Annotated in this window: 19 protein-coding genes; 11 read left to right on the forward strand and 8 right to left on the reverse strand. The window is 72.1% G+C overall.

Annotation, left to right across the window (positions count from 1 at the left end; translation table 11 throughout):
• Positions 1-4 precede the first annotated feature (4 nt).
• Positions 5-1,849, reverse strand: a complete 1,845-nt coding sequence (gene recQ, locus ACWCHM_RS05885; protein ID WP_454221684.1) for a DNA helicase RecQ — start codon at positions 1,847-1,849, stop codon at positions 5-7.
• Positions 1,850-1,976: 127 nt separating this feature from the next.
• Complete coding sequence (locus ACWCHM_RS05890; RefSeq protein ID WP_454221685.1) at positions 1,977-2,489, reverse strand: hypothetical protein; 513 nt, start codon at positions 2,487-2,489, stop codon at positions 1,977-1,979.
• A gap of 141 nt (positions 2,490-2,630) precedes the next feature.
• On the opposite strand from ACWCHM_RS05890, the gene ACWCHM_RS05895 reads away from it, so the two are divergent.
• The 11 genes from ACWCHM_RS05895 (at position 2,631) to ACWCHM_RS05945 (ending at position 11,577) form a co-directional block, all read left to right on the forward strand.
• Positions 2,631-3,479, forward strand: coding sequence for a DUF5753 domain-containing protein (locus tag ACWCHM_RS05895; RefSeq protein WP_454223023.1), 849 nt, complete (start codon positions 2,631-2,633; stop codon positions 3,477-3,479).
• Positions 3,480-3,501: 22 nt separating this feature from the next.
• Positions 3,502-3,705, forward strand: coding sequence for a DUF397 domain-containing protein (locus ACWCHM_RS05900; RefSeq protein ID WP_281895781.1), 204 nt, complete (start codon positions 3,502-3,504; stop codon positions 3,703-3,705).
• 59 nt (positions 3,706-3,764) lie between these two features.
• A complete protein-coding gene (locus tag ACWCHM_RS05905; protein ID WP_454221686.1) occupies positions 3,765-4,250 on the forward strand; it encodes a hypothetical protein in 486 nt (161 codons plus the stop codon).
• A 267-nt stretch (positions 4,251-4,517) separates the two neighbouring features.
• Entirely contained in the window at positions 4,518-5,429 is a 912-nt protein-coding gene (gene rapZ, locus ACWCHM_RS05910) for an RNase adapter RapZ (protein WP_204959154.1), read from the forward strand.
• Positions 5,426-6,388 (forward strand): gluconeogenesis factor YvcK family protein, encoded by a 963-nt coding sequence (locus ACWCHM_RS05915; protein WP_281895784.1) that lies wholly within the window; start codon positions 5,426-5,428, stop codon positions 6,386-6,388. Before rapZ ends, ACWCHM_RS05915 begins: the two co-directional genes overlap by 4 nt.
• A 54-nt stretch (positions 6,389-6,442) precedes the next feature.
• Entirely contained in the window at positions 6,443-7,423 is a 981-nt protein-coding gene (gene whiA, locus ACWCHM_RS05920; RefSeq protein WP_067304387.1) for a DNA-binding protein WhiA, read from the forward strand.
• Between the two features lie 339 nt (positions 7,424-7,762).
• On the forward strand, positions 7,763-8,767 hold the full coding sequence (gap, locus tag ACWCHM_RS05925) for a type I glyceraldehyde-3-phosphate dehydrogenase (protein ID WP_454221687.1): 1,005 nt from the start codon (positions 7,763-7,765) through the stop codon (positions 8,765-8,767).
• The gene (locus ACWCHM_RS05930; protein WP_454221688.1) at positions 8,764-9,963 is read left to right on the forward strand and encodes a phosphoglycerate kinase; all 1,200 of its coding nucleotides are present in this window, start codon (positions 8,764-8,766) and stop codon (positions 9,961-9,963) included. The genes gap and ACWCHM_RS05930 overlap by 4 nt, the downstream gene beginning before the upstream one ends.
• Positions 9,963-10,754, forward strand: coding sequence for a triose-phosphate isomerase (gene tpiA / locus ACWCHM_RS05935; RefSeq protein WP_454221689.1), 792 nt, complete (start codon positions 9,963-9,965; stop codon positions 10,752-10,754). The genes ACWCHM_RS05930 and tpiA overlap by 1 nt, the downstream gene beginning before the upstream one ends.
• Positions 10,755-10,849: 95 nt before the next feature.
• Positions 10,850-11,110, forward strand: coding sequence for a preprotein translocase subunit SecG (secG, locus tag ACWCHM_RS05940; protein ID WP_204959149.1), 261 nt, complete (start codon positions 10,850-10,852; stop codon positions 11,108-11,110).
• Positions 11,111-11,232: 122 nt separating this feature from the next.
• The gene (locus ACWCHM_RS05945) at positions 11,233-11,577 is read left to right on the forward strand and encodes an RNA polymerase-binding protein RbpA (RefSeq protein ID WP_204926087.1); all 345 of its coding nucleotides are present in this window, start codon (positions 11,233-11,235) and stop codon (positions 11,575-11,577) included.
• A gap of 89 nt (positions 11,578-11,666) precedes the next feature.
• On the opposite strand, the gene pgl is transcribed toward ACWCHM_RS05945, so the two are convergent.
• From pgl to tkt, 6 genes are all read right to left on the reverse strand, one after another.
• Positions 11,667-12,437, reverse strand: coding sequence for a 6-phosphogluconolactonase (pgl, locus tag ACWCHM_RS05950; protein ID WP_454221690.1), 771 nt, complete (start codon positions 12,435-12,437; stop codon positions 11,667-11,669).
• A gap of 169 nt (positions 12,438-12,606) precedes the next feature.
• On the reverse strand, positions 12,607-13,623 hold the full coding sequence (locus tag ACWCHM_RS05955) for a glucose-6-phosphate dehydrogenase assembly protein OpcA (protein ID WP_281895794.1): 1,017 nt from the start codon (positions 13,621-13,623) through the stop codon (positions 12,607-12,609).
• 46 nt (positions 13,624-13,669) lie between these two features.
• Entirely contained in the window at positions 13,670-15,211 is a 1,542-nt protein-coding gene (zwf, locus tag ACWCHM_RS05960) for a glucose-6-phosphate dehydrogenase (protein ID WP_454223024.1), read from the reverse strand.
• Positions 15,212-15,222: 11 nt separating this feature from the next.
• On the reverse strand, positions 15,223-15,450 hold the full coding sequence (locus tag ACWCHM_RS05965) for a hypothetical protein (RefSeq protein WP_421487842.1): 228 nt from the start codon (positions 15,448-15,450) through the stop codon (positions 15,223-15,225).
• Positions 15,451-15,526: 76 nt separating this feature from the next.
• Positions 15,527-16,705: a transaldolase gene (gene tal, locus ACWCHM_RS05970; RefSeq protein WP_204959145.1), complete on the reverse strand. Its 1,179-nt coding sequence runs from the start codon at positions 16,703-16,705 to the stop codon at positions 15,527-15,529.
• 16 nt (positions 16,706-16,721) lie between these two features.
• Entirely contained in the window at positions 16,722-18,851 is a 2,130-nt protein-coding gene (gene tkt / locus ACWCHM_RS05975; RefSeq protein WP_204959144.1) for a transketolase, read from the reverse strand.
• Between the last annotated feature and the right edge of the window lie 211 nt (positions 18,852-19,062).

The raw sequence follows: 19,062 nt of genomic DNA on the forward strand, positions 1-19,062 counted from the left end.
GCGGTCAGGGCTGGTCGGCGAGGACGGCGAGGAGGGAATCGCCGTACTTGGCGAGCTTGTTCTCGCCGACGCCGCTGATCCTCGACAGCTCGGCCAGCGAGGTGGGGACGTCGGTGGCGATCTGCCGCAACGTCGCGTCGTGGAAGATCACGTACGCGGGGACACCCTGTTCCTTGGCGGTGGCTCCCCGCCAGGCCCGCAGCCGCTCGAACAGCGACCCGGCCGCCGGGGACAGCTCGGCGACCACGGTGGCCGCGCCACGTGGCTTCGCCGACCGGGCCGAGGCGACCTTCTCCGGCTCCCGGCGCATGGTCACGGTGCGGCGGCGCCCCAGCACCTCCGTGCTGGCCTCGGTGAGCGCCAGCGTGCCGTAGTCGCCCTCGACCGCCAACAGCCCCTCGGCGAGCAGTTGCCGCACCACCCCGCGCCACTCCGCCTCGCGCAGCTCGGTGCCGATGCCGAAGGTGCTCAGCGCGTCGTGGCCGTACTGGCTGATCTTGTCGTTCTGCTTGCCGAGCAGGATGTCGACGCAGTGCCCGGCACCGAAGCGCTGGTTGCGTTCCCGGTCGAGCCGGTAGACGGTGGACAGCAGCTTCTGCGCGGCCACCGTGCCGTCCCAGGTCTCCGGCGGGGTCAGGCAGGTGTCGCAGTTGCCGCAGTCGGCGGTGCCGGGCTGGCCGAAGTATTCGAGCAGTTGCACCCGGCGGCAGCGGACCGTCTCGCAGAGCGCCAGCATGGCGTCGAGGTGGGTGGCGAGGTTGCGCCGGTGGGCCAGGTCGCCGTCCGACGTCTCGATCATCTTGCGCTGCTGCACCACGTCCTGGAGGCCGTAGGCGAGCCAGGCGGTCGACGGCAGCCCGTCCCGGCCGGCCCGGCCGGTCTCCTGGTAGTAGCCCTCCACCGACTTGGGCAGGTCGAGGTGGGCCACGAACCGGACGTCCGGCTTGTCGATGCCCATCCCGAAGGCGATCGTGGCGACCATGACCAGGCCGTCCTCACGCAGGAACCGCTGCTGGTTGGCGGCACGGGTGCCCGCGTCCAGGCCGGCGTGGTAGGGCAGCGCGGCGATCCCGTTGGCGACCAGGAACTCGGCGGTCTTGTCCACCGAGGCGCGGGACAGGCAATAGACGATGCCGGCGTCGCCCGGGTGCTCGTCGCGCAGCAGGGCCAGCAGCTGCTTGCGCGGTTCCTTCTTGGGCACGATCCGGTACTGGATGTTGGGCCGGTCGAAGCTCGCCACGAAGTGCTTCGCCTCGGTGAGCTGGAGCCGGGTGGCGATCTCGGCCCGGGTGGCGCTGGTGGCGGTCGCGGTCAACGCGATCCGGGGCACCGCCGGCCACCGTTCGTGCAGCATCGACAGGGCCAGGTAGTCGGGGCGGAAGTCGTGCCCCCACTGGGACACGCAGTGCGCCTCGTCGATGGCGAACAGACCGATCCGGCCCCGGTCGAGCAACTGCTGCACGCCCCGGGTGCCCAGCGCCTCCGGGGCGAGGTAGAGCAGGTCCAGCTCACCGGCGACGAACGCCTGCTCGACCGCGCGCCGGGCCGCGTAGTCCTGCGTCGAGTTGAGGAAGCCGGCGCGGACGCCGACCGCCGTCAACGCGTCGACCTGGTCCTGCATGAGGGCGATCAGCGGGGAGACGACCACCGCGACGCCGTCGCGCACCAGCGCCGGGACCTGGTAGCACAGCGACTTGCCGCCACCTGTGGGCATCAGCACCAGGGCGTCCCCGCCGGCCACCACGTGGTCGATGACCTCCTGCTGGAAGCCCCGGAAGGCGTCGTAGCCGAAGACCCGGCGGAGCACGTCGAGGGCGTCGGAGGCACGCAGCTCGGTGGGGGAGGCCATCCGGAGAGTCTACGAGCCGGCCCCGACACCGCCGTCCACGACGCCCCCGGACCCGCCCCGACCCGCACCGCTTCCCACGGCACCCACGTCCCCGCCGGAGCCGGCGGGTGTCCGGCACGGCGGGCCGTCACCCGGAGCTGTCCCCGTCACCCCAGCAGAGGCCGCCGATGCCGGCGGCGCTGTGGAAGCCGGGATGGCCGGTGATGTCCATGCAGACCTCGTTGTCGGGGCCGATCCGGCCGCAGAACACCGGCTCGACGTGGTTCCAGCCGTCCGCCCGGGACAGCAGCGCGGCGCTCGCCGGCAGCTCGGGGCGCAGGATGGTGAGCCCCTCGGTGTAGACGACCGCCTGCTCCCGGGCCTCCCGCAGGTCGGCAGCCTGGTAGGTCAGATGCAGCGTCCACCGGCGGGGAGGCCGGTAGGCCGAGCTGGGCGGTCTGTTGCGGCCCGCCTGCCGCTCGCGCTCGGTCGCATACCGACCGACCAACGAGTTGTCGTACGAGGTGACGGCGTCCGGCGTGGTCAGTGCATGGGCGATGGCGGCCCGGACCCGCTCGGACACGTCGGCCCCGTCGAGGATGGCGGCCAGGTCATCCTGGAATTCGGCCGGTTTCCCCTGCGTCGGTTGATTCTCGGTCACCAGGGCGTTCCTCTCCGTAGTAGACACCCAGATTGAGGTCTTACAACCAAAAATGCAACATCACATTTTCCTAGACAGGTGGTTGATTTTGTGTCACCCGCAGACAAGAATCGACTACTCATGGTGGAGGTGATGCTGGCGATGGCACAGGTGCCGAGTCCCACGATCAGAGCCCGTCGCCTGCGGCGTGAGTTGCGTCGTCTGCGGGACCGCACCGGCCGCACCGCGGAGGAGGTGGCGAAGGTCCTGGGCTGGCACCGCACCAAGGTCATCCGTTTCGAGCTCGGGCACTCCCGGGTCATGCCGAAGGATCTTCCGCCCCTGCTCGACCTCTACGAGGTCTCCGAGCAGGAGCGGGAGTCGCTGACCGGATTGCTCCGGCAGGCACGCCAGAAGGGCTGGTGGAGCGCGTACGGCGACGTGCTGCCGGATGACTACGTCGGCTTCGAGGCCGAGGCGACCTCGATCAGCACCTTCGAGAGCCTCTACGTGCCGGGCCTGTTGCAGACGGAGGAGTACGTCCGGGCGATCGTGCGGGCCGGACGCAGCACCGCCGACCAGGATGAGATCGACCGACGGGTGGCAGCCCGCCTGGGCCGCAAGGTACTGCTCTCCCGAGACATGCCGCCGAGACTGTGGATGGTCCTCGACGAGGCGGCCATCCGTCGCGTCGTGGGCGGCCCAGTGGTGATGCGAGCGCAACTCGCTCGACTGATTGAGGCGTGTGAGCTGCCCACCGTCGAGATCCAGATCCTGCCCTTTGCCGCTGGTGCGCACGCAGCGATGGGTGGCCCCTTCACCCTTCTCGGGTATGCCGATCCAGCCCTGGACCCCACGGTCGTCTATCTCGACAACGACTCCAGCACGCTGCTGCTGGAGGAGGATCGGCACGTCGCCCGATATAGACTCATGTTCGACCACCTCATGGCCAAGGCGCTCGGCCCTGACGAGTCGGCCGGTTTCCTGGCCCGGGTGGCCGACGAATACTGACTCGGACAGAGGGGCCTGACCAATGACCGCTGCGGATCTTCACGCGACCGGGTGGCGGAGGAGTAGCCGGAGCAGCGCGAGCGGTTCGAACTGTGTCGAGGTGGCTGAGGTGTCCGGTGGGTTGGCGGTGCGGGACTCCAAGGACCAGGGCGGGCCGGTGCTCCACTTCGGCCGGGACGCCTGGTCGTCGTTCCTCGGTGGCCTGCGGCACCGCCTGCGCGGTTGACCCCGTAGGGTCGCCGACCTGCTGTCGAGGGCCCCGACGCCGTGCGGTTGGATGGCCGGATGGCGGTACGCATCGATATCGACGCACTCCGGGACGCGGCCGGGGTCGAGGCCTGCGCAGCGGCGGACAGGCTGACGGCCTCCGGCCAACCGGCGGAGGTCGTCCCGGTCGGCGGCGGAGCATCCGGGTTGGTCCACGAGGTGGGTCGGCCGCCGTACGAGGTCTGGGTGGGGGTCACGGCGGACGGCTTCACCGCCGAGTGTGACTGCACCACCGAAACCGACCTGTGTGCGCACGCGGTGGCCCTCACCGCCGCTGCCCTGGCCGACGGCCTCGCGTGGTCGTCGACGGCCACCCCGCAGGCGGATCCGGCGGTCGACCCCCGGGTCGCGGAGCTGACCGTACTCGCGCGTGGTCTGCCCGCTCGCCGGCTGGCGGCGCTGGTCGCCGAGTGGGCGGCCACGGACCCGGTGTGGGAGGGCGCGCTACGGGCGCAGGCCGGCCAGCCCGCGCCCCTCACCGCCACCGAACCGGACGGCAACTAGGGCGATCGGGCCGCGACCGGCGCGGTGCGGAGGCGCCGGCACTTCTCCCGTCGAGCGGTATGCCTGTCCGTCATAAATATGACGGACAGGCATACCGCTCTGCGCCAGGCAATGCTCCGGACGCCTGTCGAACGCCGGGCCGACCCCGCCGGCAACCCGCCGCCGGGCATGCCGGGATCGACGCCGCCCGCCGGGATAGAGTCGTCGACTGACCCTGTGCGGTACGCGGCCCTCCGGGGCCCGCCGCCACGAAGCGGGAGCGGTGGGATGGTCGAGGCGCGGACAACCGGCGGGTACGTCGAGGGCGGCACGGCGGAGTCGGACACCACGCTGGTGGTGGTCACCGGCCTGTCCGGCGGTGGCCGTAGCACCGTCGCCCGCGCCCTGGAGAACGTCGGCTACTACGTGGTGGACAACCTGCCGCAGGCGCTGATGCTGGACATGGCCGAGCTGGCGATGAAGGCCGGCGGGGCGGCCCGGCGTACCGCGATGGTGCTGGACGTGCGGTCGCGGGCCTTCTCCACCGACCTGGCCGGGGCGATCCGGGAGCTCAAGGAACGCGGTTTCTCGCCCCGGGTGGTCTTCGTCGACGCCGACGACGAGGTGCTGATCAGGCGGTTCGAGAGCGTCCGCCGCTCGCACCCGTTGCAGGGTGAGGGGCGACTGGCCGACGGGATCGCCGTCGAGCGGGAGCTGCTGGAGGAGGCCCGGGACCAGGCCGATGTGATCATCGACACCAGCCACCTCAACGTCAACCAGCTCCGTCGCCGGGTCGAGGAGCTGTTCGGCGGGGAGGACGCCCGTCGGCTGCGGCTCACCGTGCTCTCCTTCGGCTTCAAGTACGGCCTGCCGCCGGACGCCGATTTCGTGCTCGACGCCCGGTTCCTGCCGAACCCGTACTGGGTGCCCGAGCTGCGGGAGCACACCGGGCGGGAGGCGGCGGTCAGCGCGTACGTGCTCGGCCAGGAGGGCGCGGACGCCTTCGTCGCCTCGTACGCCGACCTGGTCAACGCCACCACCGCCGGGTTCGAACGCGAGGGCAAGCGGTACCTGACGGTCGCCGTCGGCTGCACCGGCGGCAAGCACCGCAGTGTGGCGATCGCCGAGGAGTTGGCCGAGCGGCTGCGCCAGTCGGGATTGGCCGCCAACGCGCAGCACCGGGACCTGGGGCGGGAATGACGGCGATGTCGGTGGTCGCCTTCGGCGGGGGGCACGGTCTGTCCGCCTCGCTGCGGGCACTGCGGCACTGCGCCGGGGAACTCGAACTGGACATCACCGCGGTGGTCACCGTCGGCGACGACGGCGGCTCCAGCGGCCGGCTGCGCGCCGAGCGGGGCGGCCTGCCCCCGGGGGACCTGCGGCAGGCCCTGGTGGCGCTGGCCGGCGACCATCCGGCCACCCGCCGCAGCGCCGGGCTGTTCCAGCACCGGTTCGCCGGCGACCCCCGCGACGGGCTGGCCGGTCACGCGGTGGGCAACCTGGTGCTCTGCGGCCTGATGGAGCAGCTCGGCGACCCGGTGGCCGCGCTCGCGCACGCCGGGGCGATGCTCGGCGCGGTCGGCCGGGTGCTGCCGATGTCCGCCGAACCGGTGGACATCGAGGCCCAGGTTCGCGGGGTGGACCCGACCCGCCCCGACGAGGTGCGCACCGTGCGCGGCCAGCACCAGGTGGCGGTGACCACCGGCACGGTGGAGGCGCTGCGGATCACCCCGGACGCCCCGGTGGCCTGCGCGGAGGCGGTGGCCGCGGTCGGCGGGGCGGACTGGTTGATCTTCGGTCCGGGGAGCTGGTACACCAGCGTCCTGCCGCACCTGCTGGTGCCGGGGCTGGCCGAGGCGATCGTGACCAGCCCGGCCCGGCGGCTGGTCACCCTCAACCTGGCGGCCGAGCAGGAGACCCTGGGTCTGTCGGTGGCCGACCACCTGGCGGCCCTGCGCTGGTACCTCCCGCAGCTCACCGTGGACTACGTGGTGGCCGACTCCAAGGCGGTGGGTGATCCCGAACCGGTCGGGCGTGCGGCAGAATCGCTGGGTGCCCGGTTGGTCCTCGCCCCGGTCGCCGTCGACGACGGCACACCCCGCCACGATCCGGCCGCCCTGGCTGCGGCACTGGTGCCTGTCCTGGGCGCCGATCGTTAAGCACGTACGTAATCACCGGCGACACGCCGGTACCGGTCCGTGAGGGGGCGCACAATGGCGATGACGGCTGCGGTCAAGGACGAGCTGAGCCGGGTCGACGTGCCCAAGCCCTGCTGCCGGCGGGCGGAGATGGCCGCGCTGCTGCGCTTCGCCGGTGGGCTGCACATCGTCTCCGGTCGGGTGGTGGTGGAGGCCGAGCTGGACACCGGGGCGGTGGCCCGCCGGCTGCGCCGGGAGATCGCCGAGGTGTACGGCTATCCCAGCGAGATCCACGTGCTCGCCTCGGGTGGGCTGCGCAAGGGCAGCCACTTCATCGTCCGGGTGGTCAAGGACGGCGAGGCGCTGGCCCGGCAGACCGGCCTGCTCGACGTCCGGGGCCGCCCGGTACGCGGGCTGCCGCCACACGTGGTGGCGGCGAACGTGTGCTGCGCGGTGTCGGCCTGGCGGGGCGCGTTCATGGCGCACGGCTCGCTGACCGAGCCGGGCCGCTCCAGCGCGCTGGAGATCACCTGCCCCGGCCCGGAGTCGGCGTTGGCCCTGGTCGGCGCGGCCCGTCGGATCGGCATCACCGCCAAGAACCGGGAGGTGCGCGGGGTGGACCGGGTGGTGGTCAAGGACGGTGACGCGATCGCCGCGCTGCTCACCCGGATCGGCGCGCACTCCAGCGTGCTGGCCTGGGAGGAGCGTCGGGTCCGCCGCGAGGTGCGGGCCACCGCCAACCGGCTGGCGAACTTCGACGACGCCAACCTGCGCCGCTCGGCGCGGGCCGCGGTGGCCGCCGCCGCCCGGGTCACCCGGGCGCTGGAGATCCTCGCCGACGACGCCCCGAACCACCTCACCTCGGCCGGTCAGCTCCGGCTGGAGCACCGGCAGGCGTCGCTGGAGGAGTTGGGCGCGCTGGCCGACCCGCCGTTGACCAAGGACGCGATCGCCGGCCGGATCCGCCGGCTGCTGGCGCTCGCCGACAAACGTGCCCGTGACCTGGGCATCCCGGATACCGAAGCGGCCGTCACGCCCGACATGCTCGTGGTCTGATAGGACGGTGGGCCGCCATCCCGCAGGCGCGTGCGAGGCACGGGCCGGCGGGCGTGACGTGCCCCGGGTCGGGTGGGTGGGGCGTGCCGTGCCGTCGACCCGACGGGGTCACCACCCGCCGCATGGCGGCGGGGCACGCTCGGATAGGGTCGATGGGTACGGCAAGGGGGCCGGCACAGGCACTCCTCGCCGTGCACGCCGCCTCGGGCGGTCAGGTCCTCCCAGACCGTGGCGGGGTGGCCGAGACGAATCGTCAACGGCCGGCTCACCGGCCGGCGCACACACCTCCGCCGGCCCGGTTCTGACGTCGGCGGACCAGAACGCGAGGAGATGGGACCTGTGACCATCCGGGTTGGCATCAACGGCTTCGGCCGCATCGGCCGTAACTTCTTCCGGGCCGTGCTGGCGTCCGGCGCCGACATCGAGGTCGTCGCCGTGAACGACCTGACCGACAACGCGACGCTCGCCCACCTGCTCAAGTACGACAGCATCCTCGGTCGCCTGCCGCACGAGGTCAAGGCCACCGCCGACGAGATCACCGTCGGTGGCAAGACCATCAAGGCGTTCGCCGAGAAGGACCCGTCGAAGCTGGCGTGGGGCGACGCCGGCGCGGACGTCGTCATCGAGTCCACCGGTTTCTTCACCGACGGCACCAAGGCCAAGGCGCACATCGACGGCGGGGCCAAGAAGGTCATCATCTCCGCTCCGGCGAAGAACGAGGACGTCACGGTCGTCATGGGCGTCAACCACGACCAGTACGACCCGGCCAAGCACACCATCATCTCCAACGCGTCGTGCACCACGAACTGCCTGGCCCCGATGGCGAAGGTCCTCCAGGACACCTTCGGTATCGAGAAGGGCCTGATGACCACGATCCACGCGTACACCCAGGACCAGAACCTCCAGGACGCGCCGCACAAGGACCTGCGTCGGGCCCGCGCCGCCGCGCTGAACATCGTCCCCACCTCGACCGGTGCCGCCAAGGCGATCGGGCTGGTGCTGCCGGTGCTCAAGGGCAAGCTGGACGGTTACGCGCTGCGGGTGCCGATCCCGACCGGCTCGGCCACCGACCTGACCGTCGAGGTCGGCCGGGAGACCAGCGTGGACGAGGTCAACGCCGCGATCAAGGCCGCCGCGGACGGCCCGTTCAAGGGCATCCTGGTCTACAACGAGGACCCGATCGTCTCCGCCGACATCGTCACCGACCCGGCGTCGTGCATCTTCGACGCGCCGCTGACCAAGGTCATCGGCAACCAGGTCAAGGTCGTCGGCTGGTACGACAACGAGTGGGGCTACTCCAACCGGCTCGTCGACCTGGTCAAGCTGGTGGGTTCCTCGCTGTGAGCATCCGCAACCTCGACGACCTGCTCGCCGAGGGGGTGTCGGGTCGGCGCGTGCTGGTGCGCGCCGACCTGAACGTCCCGCTCGACAAGCAGACCGGGGAGATCACCGACGACGGCCGCATCCGGGCCGTCCTGCCCACCCTGGGCGCGCTCGTGCAGGCCGGGGCGAAGGTCGTGGTCTGCTCGCACCTGGGTCGCCCGAAGGGTGCCCCGGACCCGCAATACAGCCTCCGCCCGGTCGCCGGGCGGCTCGGTGAGCTGCTCGACGCGCCCGTGCACTTCGCCACCGACACCGTCGGCGAGTCCGCCCGCGCCACCGTGGACGCGCTGGCCGACGGCCAGCTGGCCCTGCTGGAGAACCTCCGTTTCAACAAGGGGGAGACCAGCAAGGACGACACCGAGCGGGGCACCTTCGCCGACCAGCTCGCCGCGTTCGGCGAGGCGTACGTGGACGACGCGTTCGGCGCGGTGCACCGCAAGCACGCCAGCGTCCACGACGTACCGGCCCGGCTGCCGCACGTCGCCGGCCGGCTGGTGCTGCGTGAGGTGGAGGTGCTGTCCCGGCTGACCGGCGAGCCGGAGCGCCCCTACGTGGTGGTGCTCGGCGGTTCCAAGGTCTCCGACAAGCTGGCGGTCATCGAGGCGCTGCTGCCGACTGTCGACCGGCTGCTCATCGGCGGCGGGATGTGCTTCACCTTCCTCAAGGCCCAGGGTCACGAGGTGGGCACCTCGCTGCTGGAGGAGGAGATGGTCGAGACCTGCGGCAACCTCCTGGCCCGCGCCGACGGCAAGATCCTGCTCCCGGTCGACGTGGTGGCGGCCGACGCCTTCGCCCCGGACGCCGCGCACGACACGGTGCCCGCCGACGGCATCCCCAGCCACCGGCTCGGCCTGGACATCGGCCCGGAGACGGTGGCCGGCTTCACCGCCGCGCTGTCCGGCGCGAAGACGGTCTTCTGGAACGGCCCGATGGGCGTGTTCGAGATGCCGGCGTTCGCGAACGGCACCCGGGGGGTGGCCGAGGCGATCACCAAGACCGACGCGTTCACCGTGGTCGGTGGCGGGGACTCCGCTGCGGCCGTGCGGGCGCTCGGGCTGGACGAGTCGTCGTTCGGGCACATCTCCACCGGTGGCGGCGCCTCCCTGGAGTACCTGGAGGGCAAGACCCTCCCCGGCATCGCGGCCCTGGAGAACTGATGGCGAGCGTCACCCGCCGGCCGCTGATGGCCGGCAACTGGAAGATGAACCTCAACCACCTCGAAGCCAACCTGCTGGTGCAGAAGCTGGCCGCGAGCCTCACCGAGCAGCAGCTCACCGCCGTCGAGACGGTGGTCCTGCCGCCCTTCACCGACCTGCGCACCGTGCAGACCGCGGTGGACGGCGACAAGCTGCTCATCGGCTACGGCGGGCAGGACCTCTCGCCGTACCAGTCCGGCGCGTACACCGGGGACATCTCCGGGGCGATGCTGGCCAAGCTGGGCTGCAGCTACGTCACGGTCGGGCACTCGGAGCGGCGGCAGTACCACTACGAGGACGACGCGATCGTCAACGCGAAGGTGGCCGCCGCGCTGGCCAACGGGCTCACCCCGATCCTCTGCATCGGTGAGGGCCTGGAGATCCGCGAGCAGTTGCGGCACGTCCCGCACTGCTGCGACCAGCTCGACGGCGCCCTCAAGGGGCTCACCGCCGAGCAGGTCACCAAGGTCGTGGTCGCGTACGAGCCGGTCTGGGCGATCGGCACCGGCAAGACGGCCACCCCCGAGGACGCCCAGGAGGTCTGCGGGGAGGTCCGCAAGCGGCTGGTCGAGACCTACGACCAGGGCACCGCCGACCAGGTCCGGATCCTCTACGGCGGCTCGGTGAAGTCGTCCAACGTCGCATCGATCATGTCCCAGCCGGACGTGGACGGGGCGCTGGTGGGCGGGGCCAGCCTCGACGCCGAGGAGTTCGCGAAGATCTGCCGCTTCCCGGAGCACACGGTCGCCTGATCGCTCGCTATTCTTGACTCCGCCCGTCCACCGGTCGGTGCCGCCGTGCCCGATCTGTCCGGGCGAGGATCGTAACGAGAGGACTGACCCCAGCCATGCCGATCTGGTTCGCATACACGTTGATCGTGTTGCTGGTCATCACGAGCGTTCTGCTCACCATGCTCATCCTGCTGCACCGGGGTAAGGGCGGCGGGCTGTCGAGCATGTTCGGCGGTGGGGTCAGCTCCAGCCTGGCCGGCTCGTCGGTGGCCGAGAAGAACCTGGACCGCTACACCGTCCTGGTGAGCATCGTCTGGTTCGCCTGCATCATCGGGCTCGGCCTCTGGCTCCGGCTCCAGCTCAACAGCGGGTCCTGAGCGACTCGATCAGGTCGTACAATCTGCGCGCGGTCCGTCACGGACCGCGCGCAGTTTTTTTCTCCGCCACGTCGTCCACCGCCCGCCTCAGGCGGTGGTCCCCTCCGACGACAGGAGCGAGTGTGCCCAGTGGCAACGTCATCCGTGGTTCCCGCATCGGCTCGGGGCCGGAACGCCCCACCGAACGGTACGAGCCGGCTCCCCGCCGCGCGGTCACCTACTGGTGCCGCAACGACCACGCCACCGAGATCCGGTTGGCGTTGGACGCCGAGCAGCCGGCCGTCTGGGACTGTCCGCGCTGCGGCCTGCCCGCCGGCCAGGACGCGCAGAACCCGCCGGGACGTACCCGTCCCGAGCCCTACAAGACCCACCTGGCGTACGTGAAGGAACGGCGTACCCCGGAGGAGGGGGAGGCGCTGCTGGCCGAGGCGCTGGCCGCGCTGCGCCGCCGCCGCGGCCGGGAGTGACCGCCGCGGCGGCGACGCTGCGGCCGGGAGCGGACACCCCGGCAGCGGTGACGTGAGCTGACCCGGCTCGCGGCCGGACCGCCCAGCGCTCAGCGCAGGCTGCGCAGCCGGGCCGGCACGTCGGCCGCCGCCGCCCGGTCGAGCAGCCAGAGGGTCCGCGAGACGCCCTGCGCCCCGGCCGCCGGTAGCTGCTTCGGGCCGGCCCCGGCCAGCGCCATCCCCACCGCCCGCGCCTTGTCGGCCCCGCTGGCGACCAGCCAGACCTCCTCGGCGGTGTTGATCGCCGGCAGGGTGAGGGTGGTCCGCACCGGCGGCGGCTTCGGGCTGCCCCGCACCGCGCTGACCGGCCGGGTGTCGTGGTGCACCGGGTGCTCGGGGAAGACCGACGCCACGTGCCCGTCCTCACCGACGCCCAGCATCAGCACGTCGAAGTGGGGCAGCGCGGCATGGCCGGGCCGGGCGGCCCGCGCCAGCTCCCCGGCGTACGCGGCGGCGCCTGCCTCCGGGTCGTCGCCGGTGGGGCCGTCGGTGGCCGGCATCGGGTGCACCCGGGCCGGGTCCAGCGGCATCGCGTCCAGCAGCGCGGCGCGGGCCTGCGTCTCGTTGCGTTCCGGGTCGCCCGCCGGCAGGAAACGCTCGTCACCCCACCAGACGTCCACCCGGGACCAGTCGACGGCGTCGTGGGCGGGTAGCGCGCCCACCGCCCGGTAGACCGCGGCGGCGATCCGGCCCCCGGTCAGCACGATCGACGCCGCACCCCGCTCCGCCTGCGCGTCGAGCAGCTTCACCACCAGCCGGGCCGCCACCGCCTGCGCCAGCAGGTCGGCGTCGGCGTGCACGGCGACACTCGCCTCACTCATGTTGGCCTTTCCTGACCGCGCGACGCGGTCCTGCTCGTCGTGGCGGAAACCGGTAGGCCCGCCGGGTGCCGGTGTCACCGGGGATCTCGTCGTGCCGGGCCGCCGCCGGGGCGGGCCGGCACCGCAACGGCCGGTGGGCGGCCCGGAAGGACCGCCCACCGGCGTACGGTCAGGATGCCGTGCTGGTGTCGGCGTGCGCGCTGACGCCCGCCTCAGCCCGCCGTGCGGTGGCCGGGTCCTTCCAGACGTGCACCCGCTGCGCTGGCCGCTGCTCCAGGCCGGACAGGCCGGCCGCCGCGCCCAACGCCTCGGCGTACACCTGGTCGGTGTCGAGCCGGCGCAGCTCCTCGGCCAGCTCGTCGCCGAGCGGCCGACGCACCAACGGCAGCACCCGGTCGTCCTGGCCGGTACGCCGGAACGTCGCCAGGCTGTCGTCCCGGGTCAGCGTCAGCTCGTCGCCGTTTTCGCAGCGCAGCTGCACCTGACGCATCCTCGGGTGGTCGTCGGTGTGCTGCCACTGCGGGTCGATGCCGAGCCGGGCGGCCAGCCAACCCCGCATGAGCGCCGCCGTCGGGTCCCGGCGCGGGGCCACCACGGTCGCCTCGGTGACCCGCGCCTCGGTGGTGTCGAACGCCCCGGCGACCAGCGTGCGCCACGGGGTGATCCGGGTCCACGCCAGGTCGGTGTCGCCGGGGGCGTAGTCCCGGGCCCGTTCCCGCAGCGCCTCGATCGGGTCGGCGGCCTGCGCGGAGTCGGTGATCCGCCGGTCGGCGACCACCCCGAGGAAGTCGGTGGCGATCTCCGCCGGTGGTTCGCCGTGCCACCAGGTGACCACCGGCACGTCCGGCACCAGCAGCGGCATCACCACCGACTCGGCGTGCAGGGCGAGCCGGCCGTACATCCGGGTCACCACCGCCTCGCACGGGCCCAACCGGCCGCCGACGACGATCTCCGCGTCCAACCGGTTGCGTTCCCGCTCCACGTCGGCGCGCACGACGACCAGCAGCCGGCACGGATGGGCGGCGGCGGCGATGGTGGCCGCCGCCTCCGCCTCGCGGACCCGCTTCTCGTCGACCACGACGATCAGGGTGAGCGCCATCCCGCTGGCCACCCCGCCCGCGCTGCGCCGTTCGGCGGCGAGCGCCTTGACCACCTCGTTGCCGGTGGTGTCCCACAGCCCGATCACTGGTGCCTCCCGGTCCGCCCGCTGTGCCTGTTTCCTTCGTGCCCGTTCACGCCCGCCGCCAGGCGCGGCCCTCGCGGGCCAGCATCTCGTCGGCGGCCCGGGGACCCCACTCGCCGGAGCGGTACGGTTCCGGCTTGGTGCCCTCCCAGGCGTGCTCCAGCGGGTCCACCACCGCCCAGCTCTGCTCCACCTCGGCGGCGTCCGGGAAGAGCGTCCGGTCGCCGATCAGCACGTCCAGCACCAGCCGCTCGTACGCCTCGGGGCTGGACTCGGTGAACGCCTCGCCGTATTGGAAGTCCATCGCGATGTCGCGGACCTCCATCGTGGTGCCCGGCACCTTGGAACCGAACTTGAGCACCACGCCCTCGTCCGGCTGCACCCGGATGACGAGTTGGTTGGGGCCGAGGGACTCCATGTCGGCGGCGTTGAACGGCAGGTGCGGCGCCTTCTTGAACATGATGGCGACCTCGGTGACCCGCCGGGGCAGCCGCTTGCCCGCCCGGATGTAGAACGGCACCCCCGCCCAGCGCCGGTTCTGGATGCCCAGCTCCACGGCGACGTACGTCTCGGTGTTCGAGTCGGCGGGTACGCCCTCCTCGTCGAGGTAGCCGACGGCCCGCTGGCCACCCACCCAGCCGGGCAGGTACTGGCCGCGTACGGTGCCCCGGGCCACGTCCCTGGGCAGGGTGATCGCCTTGAGCACCTTGAGCTTCTCGGCCCGGATCTCGTCGGCGTCGAAGCTGGTGGGCTCCTCCATGGCGACCAGGGCGAGCAGTTGGAGCAGGTGGTTCTGGAGCACGTCGCGGGCGGTGCCGACCGAGTCGTAGAAGCCGGCCCGGGTGCCGATGCCGACGTCCTCGGCCATGGTGATCTGCACCGAGTCGACGTACTTGGAGTTCCACAGCGGCTCGAACAGGTTGTTGGCGAACCGCAGGGCGAGGATGTTCTGGACCGTCTCCTTGCCGAGGTAGTGGTCGATCCGGAAGACGTCCTGACTGGTGAACACGTCGTCGACCAGGTCGTTGAGTTCCTTCGCCGAGGGCAGGTCGTTGCCGAACGGCTTCTCCACCACCACCCGTCGCCAGCCGCCGCACTTCTCGTTGTCGGCCATCCCGGTGCGGGCCAGTTGCTTGAGCACCACCGGGAAGGCCGTCGGGGGGATCGAGAAGTAGAACGCGGCGTTGCCGTGGATGCCGTGGCTGTCGCGCAGCTGGTTGAGCGTCGCGGCGAGCTTGTCGAAGGCGGCGTCGTCGTCGAACGAGCCACCGACGAACTTGATGTTGCCGGCCAGTCGGCCCCACACCTCCTCGCGCCACGGTGTCCGGGCGTGCTGCTTGGCCGACTCGTGGGCCAGCGCCTCGAATTCGCCGTCGCCCCAGTCGCGGCGGGCGAAGCCCAGCACCACGAAACCGGGGGGCAGCAGCCCCCGGTTGGCCAGGTCGTAAACCGCCGGCAGCAGCTTCTTGCGCGCCAGGTCACCGGTCACCCCGAAGATCACCAGGGCGCACGGCTCCGGGATCCGGGGGAGTCGTCGGTCCTGCGCGTCGCGCAGCGGATTCACGCCGCCTCCTCGCTCCGTGTGGTCCATGTCGTCCATCGTCACGCCCGCCATCGTCCGATCGCATCCAGCAGCCGGGCCGGCCCGGCCGGCCCGTCGGTCAGGTGCGGCGGTGGCACCGGCCCGGGTCGGCCGGCCGACGCCACCGGGCCGCCCCGCGGATGCGGAACGGCCCGTACGGCGGCGGGCGCGGTCGATGCGACCGCGTCCGCCCCGTGCACCGCGGGACCGGCGGCGGCATCGGCCGGGCCGGTCAACAGGTCACTCACCCTCGGCACCCCGTCGGGGTGCCGGCGGCGTGGGGCGTCGCGGGGACCGGCCCCGCGACGCGTCCGACGCCGTTCGTCACGCGTTCCCGCCGGCCCGCCGGGCCGCCTCGGCGTTGCCCTTGGCGGCCTCGTTCGGGGCGTCGGCACCCTGCGCCGCGGCGGCCAGCGACGTGCGGACGCCGTCGAGCAGCTCGCTCCAGCTCGCCTCGAACTTCTCCACGCCCTCGCGCTCCAGGGTGGCGATCACGTCGTCCATGTCGATGCCGACGGCGGCCAGGTCGGCGAAGACCTGCCGGGCGGCGGCGTAGGAGCCGGTGATGGTGTCGCCCCGGGTCTCGCCGTGCTCGGCGTACGCCGTCACGACCGACTCCGGCATGGTGTTGACGGTGCCCGGCGCGATCAGCTCCTCGACGTAGATCACGTCGCGGTAGTCCGGGTTCTTGGTCGAGGTGGACGCCCACAGCGGGCGCTGCGGGTGGGCGCCGGCGTCGGCCAGGGCCTGCCACCGGTCGGAGGAGAACACCTCGGTGTAGCGCTCGTAGGCGAGCTGGGCGTTGGCCACGGCGGCCTTGCCGCGCAGCGCCTTGGCCTCCTCGGAGCCGATCTTGTCGAGCTGCTTGTCGATCTCGGAGTCGACCCGGGAGACGAAGAACGAGGCCACCGAACCGATGGTGGACAGGTCGTGGCCGTTGGCCTTCGCCTGCTCCAGGCCGGCGAGGAAGGCCTCCATCACCGCCGAGTAGCGGTCCAGCCCGAAGATCAGCGTGACGTTGACGCTGATCCCCTCGGCCAGGGTCGCGGTGATCGCCGCCAGCCCCTCCTCGGTCGCCGGGATCTTGATGTACAGGTTCGGCCGGTCCACCAGCCACCACAGCGCCTTGGCCTCGGCGACCGTCTTGTCCGTGTCGTGGGCGACCCGGGGGTCGACCTCGATGGAGACCCGCCCGTCGACCCCGGCGCTGCCGTCGTACGACGGGCGCATCACGTCGCACGCCCAGCGCACGTCGTAGGTGGTGAGCATCCGGACGGCCTCTTCGACCTCGATGCCCCGGGTGGCGAGGTCCTTGAGCTGCCAGTTGTACTCGTCGGCGTCGCTGAGCGCCTTGGCGAAGATGGTCGGGTTGGTGGTCACCCCGGCCACGTGCTGCTCGCGGCGGAGCCGGTCCAGCCCGCCGGAGCTCAGTCGTACCCGGGAAAGGTCGTCGAGCCAGACCGCCACTCCGGCGGCGGTGAGGTCACCCAGTCTGTCCGTCATGTCGTCCACGCTCCCCTCAGTTGCCGGTCGTGAAACCGGTGATGTCGCCCACCCGGGTCAGCGCCGCGTGCGCGGCGGCGACGATCCGGTCGGGGGTGAAGCCGAACTGCTCGAACAGCACGGTGTGCGGGGCGCTGGCCCCGTAGTGCTCCAGGCTGACGCTCTCGCCCAGGTCACCGACGATGCCCCGCCAGGACATCCCGATCCCGGCCTCGACGCTCACCCGGGCCTGCACCCCGCGCGGCAGCACCGACTCACGGTATGCCTCGTCCTGCTCGTAGAACCACTCCTGGCAGGGCATCGAGACGACCCGGGTGGGGGTGCCGTCGGCCTCCAGCCGCTCCCGGGCGGTGAGGCAGAGCTGCACCTCGGAACCGGTGCCCACGATGATCACCTGCGGCTTGCCGTTCGACGCCTCGGCCAGCACGTAGCCGCCCTTGGCGGTGCCCTCCGCGCCCGCGTAGGTCTCCCGGTCCAGGGTGGGCAGCGGCTGCCGGCTCAGCGCCAGCGCGGTCGGCCGGTCGGTGTGCTCCAGCGCCTGCCGCCACGCCCAGGCGGTCTCGTTGGCGTCGGCGGGCCGGACCACGTCCAGGCCGGGGATGGCACGCAGCGCGGTCAGGTGCTCCACCGGCTGGTGGGTCGGGCCGTCCTCGCCGAGGCCGATCGAGTCGTGCGTCCAGACGTACGTCACCGGCAGCTTCATCAGGGCGGCGAGCCGTACCGAGGGGCGCATGTAGTCGCTGAACACCAGGAAGGTGCCGCCGTACGGGCGGGTGCCGCCGTGCAGGGCGATGCCGTTGAGGATCGCGCCCATGGCGTGTTCACGGATGCCGAAGTGCAGCGTGCGGCCGTACTCGTGGCCGGGGAAGTCCTTGGTGGCGTGGGCGGCCGGGATGAACGACGGCTCGCCCTTCATGGTGGTGTTGTTGCTCTCGGCCAGGTCGGCCGAGCCGCCCCACAGCTCCGGCAGCACCGGGGCGAGCGCCTCCAGCACCTTGCCGGAGGCGGCCCGGGTGGCCACGCCCTTGGCGTCGGCGGGGAAGACCGGCAGCGCGTCCGTCCAGCCCTGCGGCAGCACCCGGCCGGCGATCCGGTCGTAGAGCGCCTTGCGCTCCGGGTTGGCCTGCGCCCAGCCGTCGAACTCGCCGGTCCACGCCTGCTCGTCCTCGCCGCCGCGGGTCAGCACCCCCCGGGCGTGCGCGAGCACCTCCTCGTCGACCTGGAAGGTCTGCTGCGGGTCGAAGCCGAGGATCTCCTTGGTGGCCTTCACCTCGTCGACGCCGAGCGCCGAGCCGTGGATCTTGCCGGTGTTCTTCTTGTTGGGCGCGGGCCAGCCGATGATGGTGCGCAGCGCGATGAACGAGGGCCGGCCGGTCTCGGCCTTCGCCGCCAGCAGCGCCTGGTAGAGCGCCTCGACGTCCTCGTGGTAGTCGCCCTGGTCGGCGTCGCCGGCCCGCCAGTCGACGGTCTGCACGTGCCAGCCGTACGCCGCGTAGCGGGCCGCCACGTCCTCGCTCTTGGCGATGCGGGTGTCGTCCTCGATGGAGATCTCGTTGTCGTCGTAGATCAGCGTGAGGTTGCCCAGCTGCTGGTGGCCGGCCAGGGCGCTCGCCTCGTGGCTGATGCCCTCCTCGATGTCGCCGTCGGAGGCGATGCACCAGATCTGGTGGTCGAAGACCGACTGCCCCGGCTCGCTCTCGGGATCGAACAGGCCCCGCTCGCGGCGGGCCGCCATCGCCATCCCGACCGCGTTGCCCAGGCCCTGCCCGAGCGGGCCGGTGGTGGTCTCGACACCGGGGGTGTGGCCGTGCTCCGGGTGGCCCGGGGTGAGCGAGCCCCACTGCCGCAGCGACTTCAGGTCGTCCAGGCTCAGCGGGTAGCCGGACAGGAAGAGCTGGATGTAGAGCGTGAGGCTGGAGTGCCCGGCGGACAGGACGAACCGGTCCCGGCCGGGCCAGTTCGGGTCGGCCGGATTGTGCCGCATCACCCGGTTGAACAGCAGGTACGCCGCGGGCGCGAGGCTCATCGCGGTGCCGGGGTGGCCGTTGCCGGATTTCTCCACGGCATCCATGGCCAGGACGCGGACGGTGTCGACGGCCCGGCGGTCGAGGTCGGTCCAGTTGAGTGCGGGTCGGTTGGCAGCCACTATGGTTGTGCTCCTCGGCAGATGGGCGGAACCCTCACTGGTGACCCTATCGAGCGGGTCTAAACGTCCGCCCGGGGATCTCAGCAGGCAGTTACGTGCGGGCCGGCCGGATCGTTCGGTCGTCCGCCAGGTGTGACGGCCCGCACCGTTGTCGGGTCGCCCGGGCAGCGAAAACGACGACGCGTAGTGTGTGGTGCGGTGTGTGGACCCC

Source organism: Micromonospora sp. SCSIO 07396 (genome assembly GCF_053667945.1).

Bases quoted from the DNA above. Each gene is read 5' to 3' on its own strand.
- recQ (WP_454221684.1), bottom strand. From the start codon at position 1,849: ATGGCCTCCCCCACCGAGCTGCGTGCCTCCGACGCCCTCGACGTGCTC.
- ACWCHM_RS05895 (WP_454223023.1), top strand. From the start codon at position 2,631: ATGGCACAGGTGCCGAGTCCCACGATCAGAGCCCGTCGCCTGCGGCGT.
- ACWCHM_RS05900 (WP_281895781.1), top strand. From the start codon at position 3,502: ATGACCGCTGCGGATCTTCACGCGACCGGGTGGCGGAGGAGTAGCCGG.
- ACWCHM_RS05905 (WP_454221686.1), top strand. From the start codon at position 3,765: ATGGCGGTACGCATCGATATCGACGCACTCCGGGACGCGGCCGGGGTC.
- rapZ (WP_204959154.1), top strand. From the start codon at position 4,518: ATGGTCGAGGCGCGGACAACCGGCGGGTACGTCGAGGGCGGCACGGCG.
- ACWCHM_RS05915 (WP_281895784.1), top strand. From the start codon at position 5,426: ATGACGGCGATGTCGGTGGTCGCCTTCGGCGGGGGGCACGGTCTGTCC.
- whiA (WP_067304387.1), top strand. From the start codon at position 6,443: ATGGCGATGACGGCTGCGGTCAAGGACGAGCTGAGCCGGGTCGACGTG.
- tpiA (WP_454221689.1), top strand. From the start codon at position 9,963: ATGGCGAGCGTCACCCGCCGGCCGCTGATGGCCGGCAACTGGAAGATG.
- secG (WP_204959149.1), top strand. From the start codon at position 10,850: ATGCCGATCTGGTTCGCATACACGTTGATCGTGTTGCTGGTCATCACG.
- pgl (WP_454221690.1), bottom strand. From the start codon at position 12,437: ATGAGTGAGGCGAGTGTCGCCGTGCACGCCGACGCCGACCTGCTGGCG.
- zwf (WP_454223024.1), bottom strand. From the start codon at position 15,211: ATGGACCACACGGAGCGAGGAGGCGGCGTGAATCCGCTGCGCGACGCG.
- tal (WP_204959145.1), bottom strand. From the start codon at position 16,705: ATGACGGACAGACTGGGTGACCTCACCGCCGCCGGAGTGGCGGTCTGG.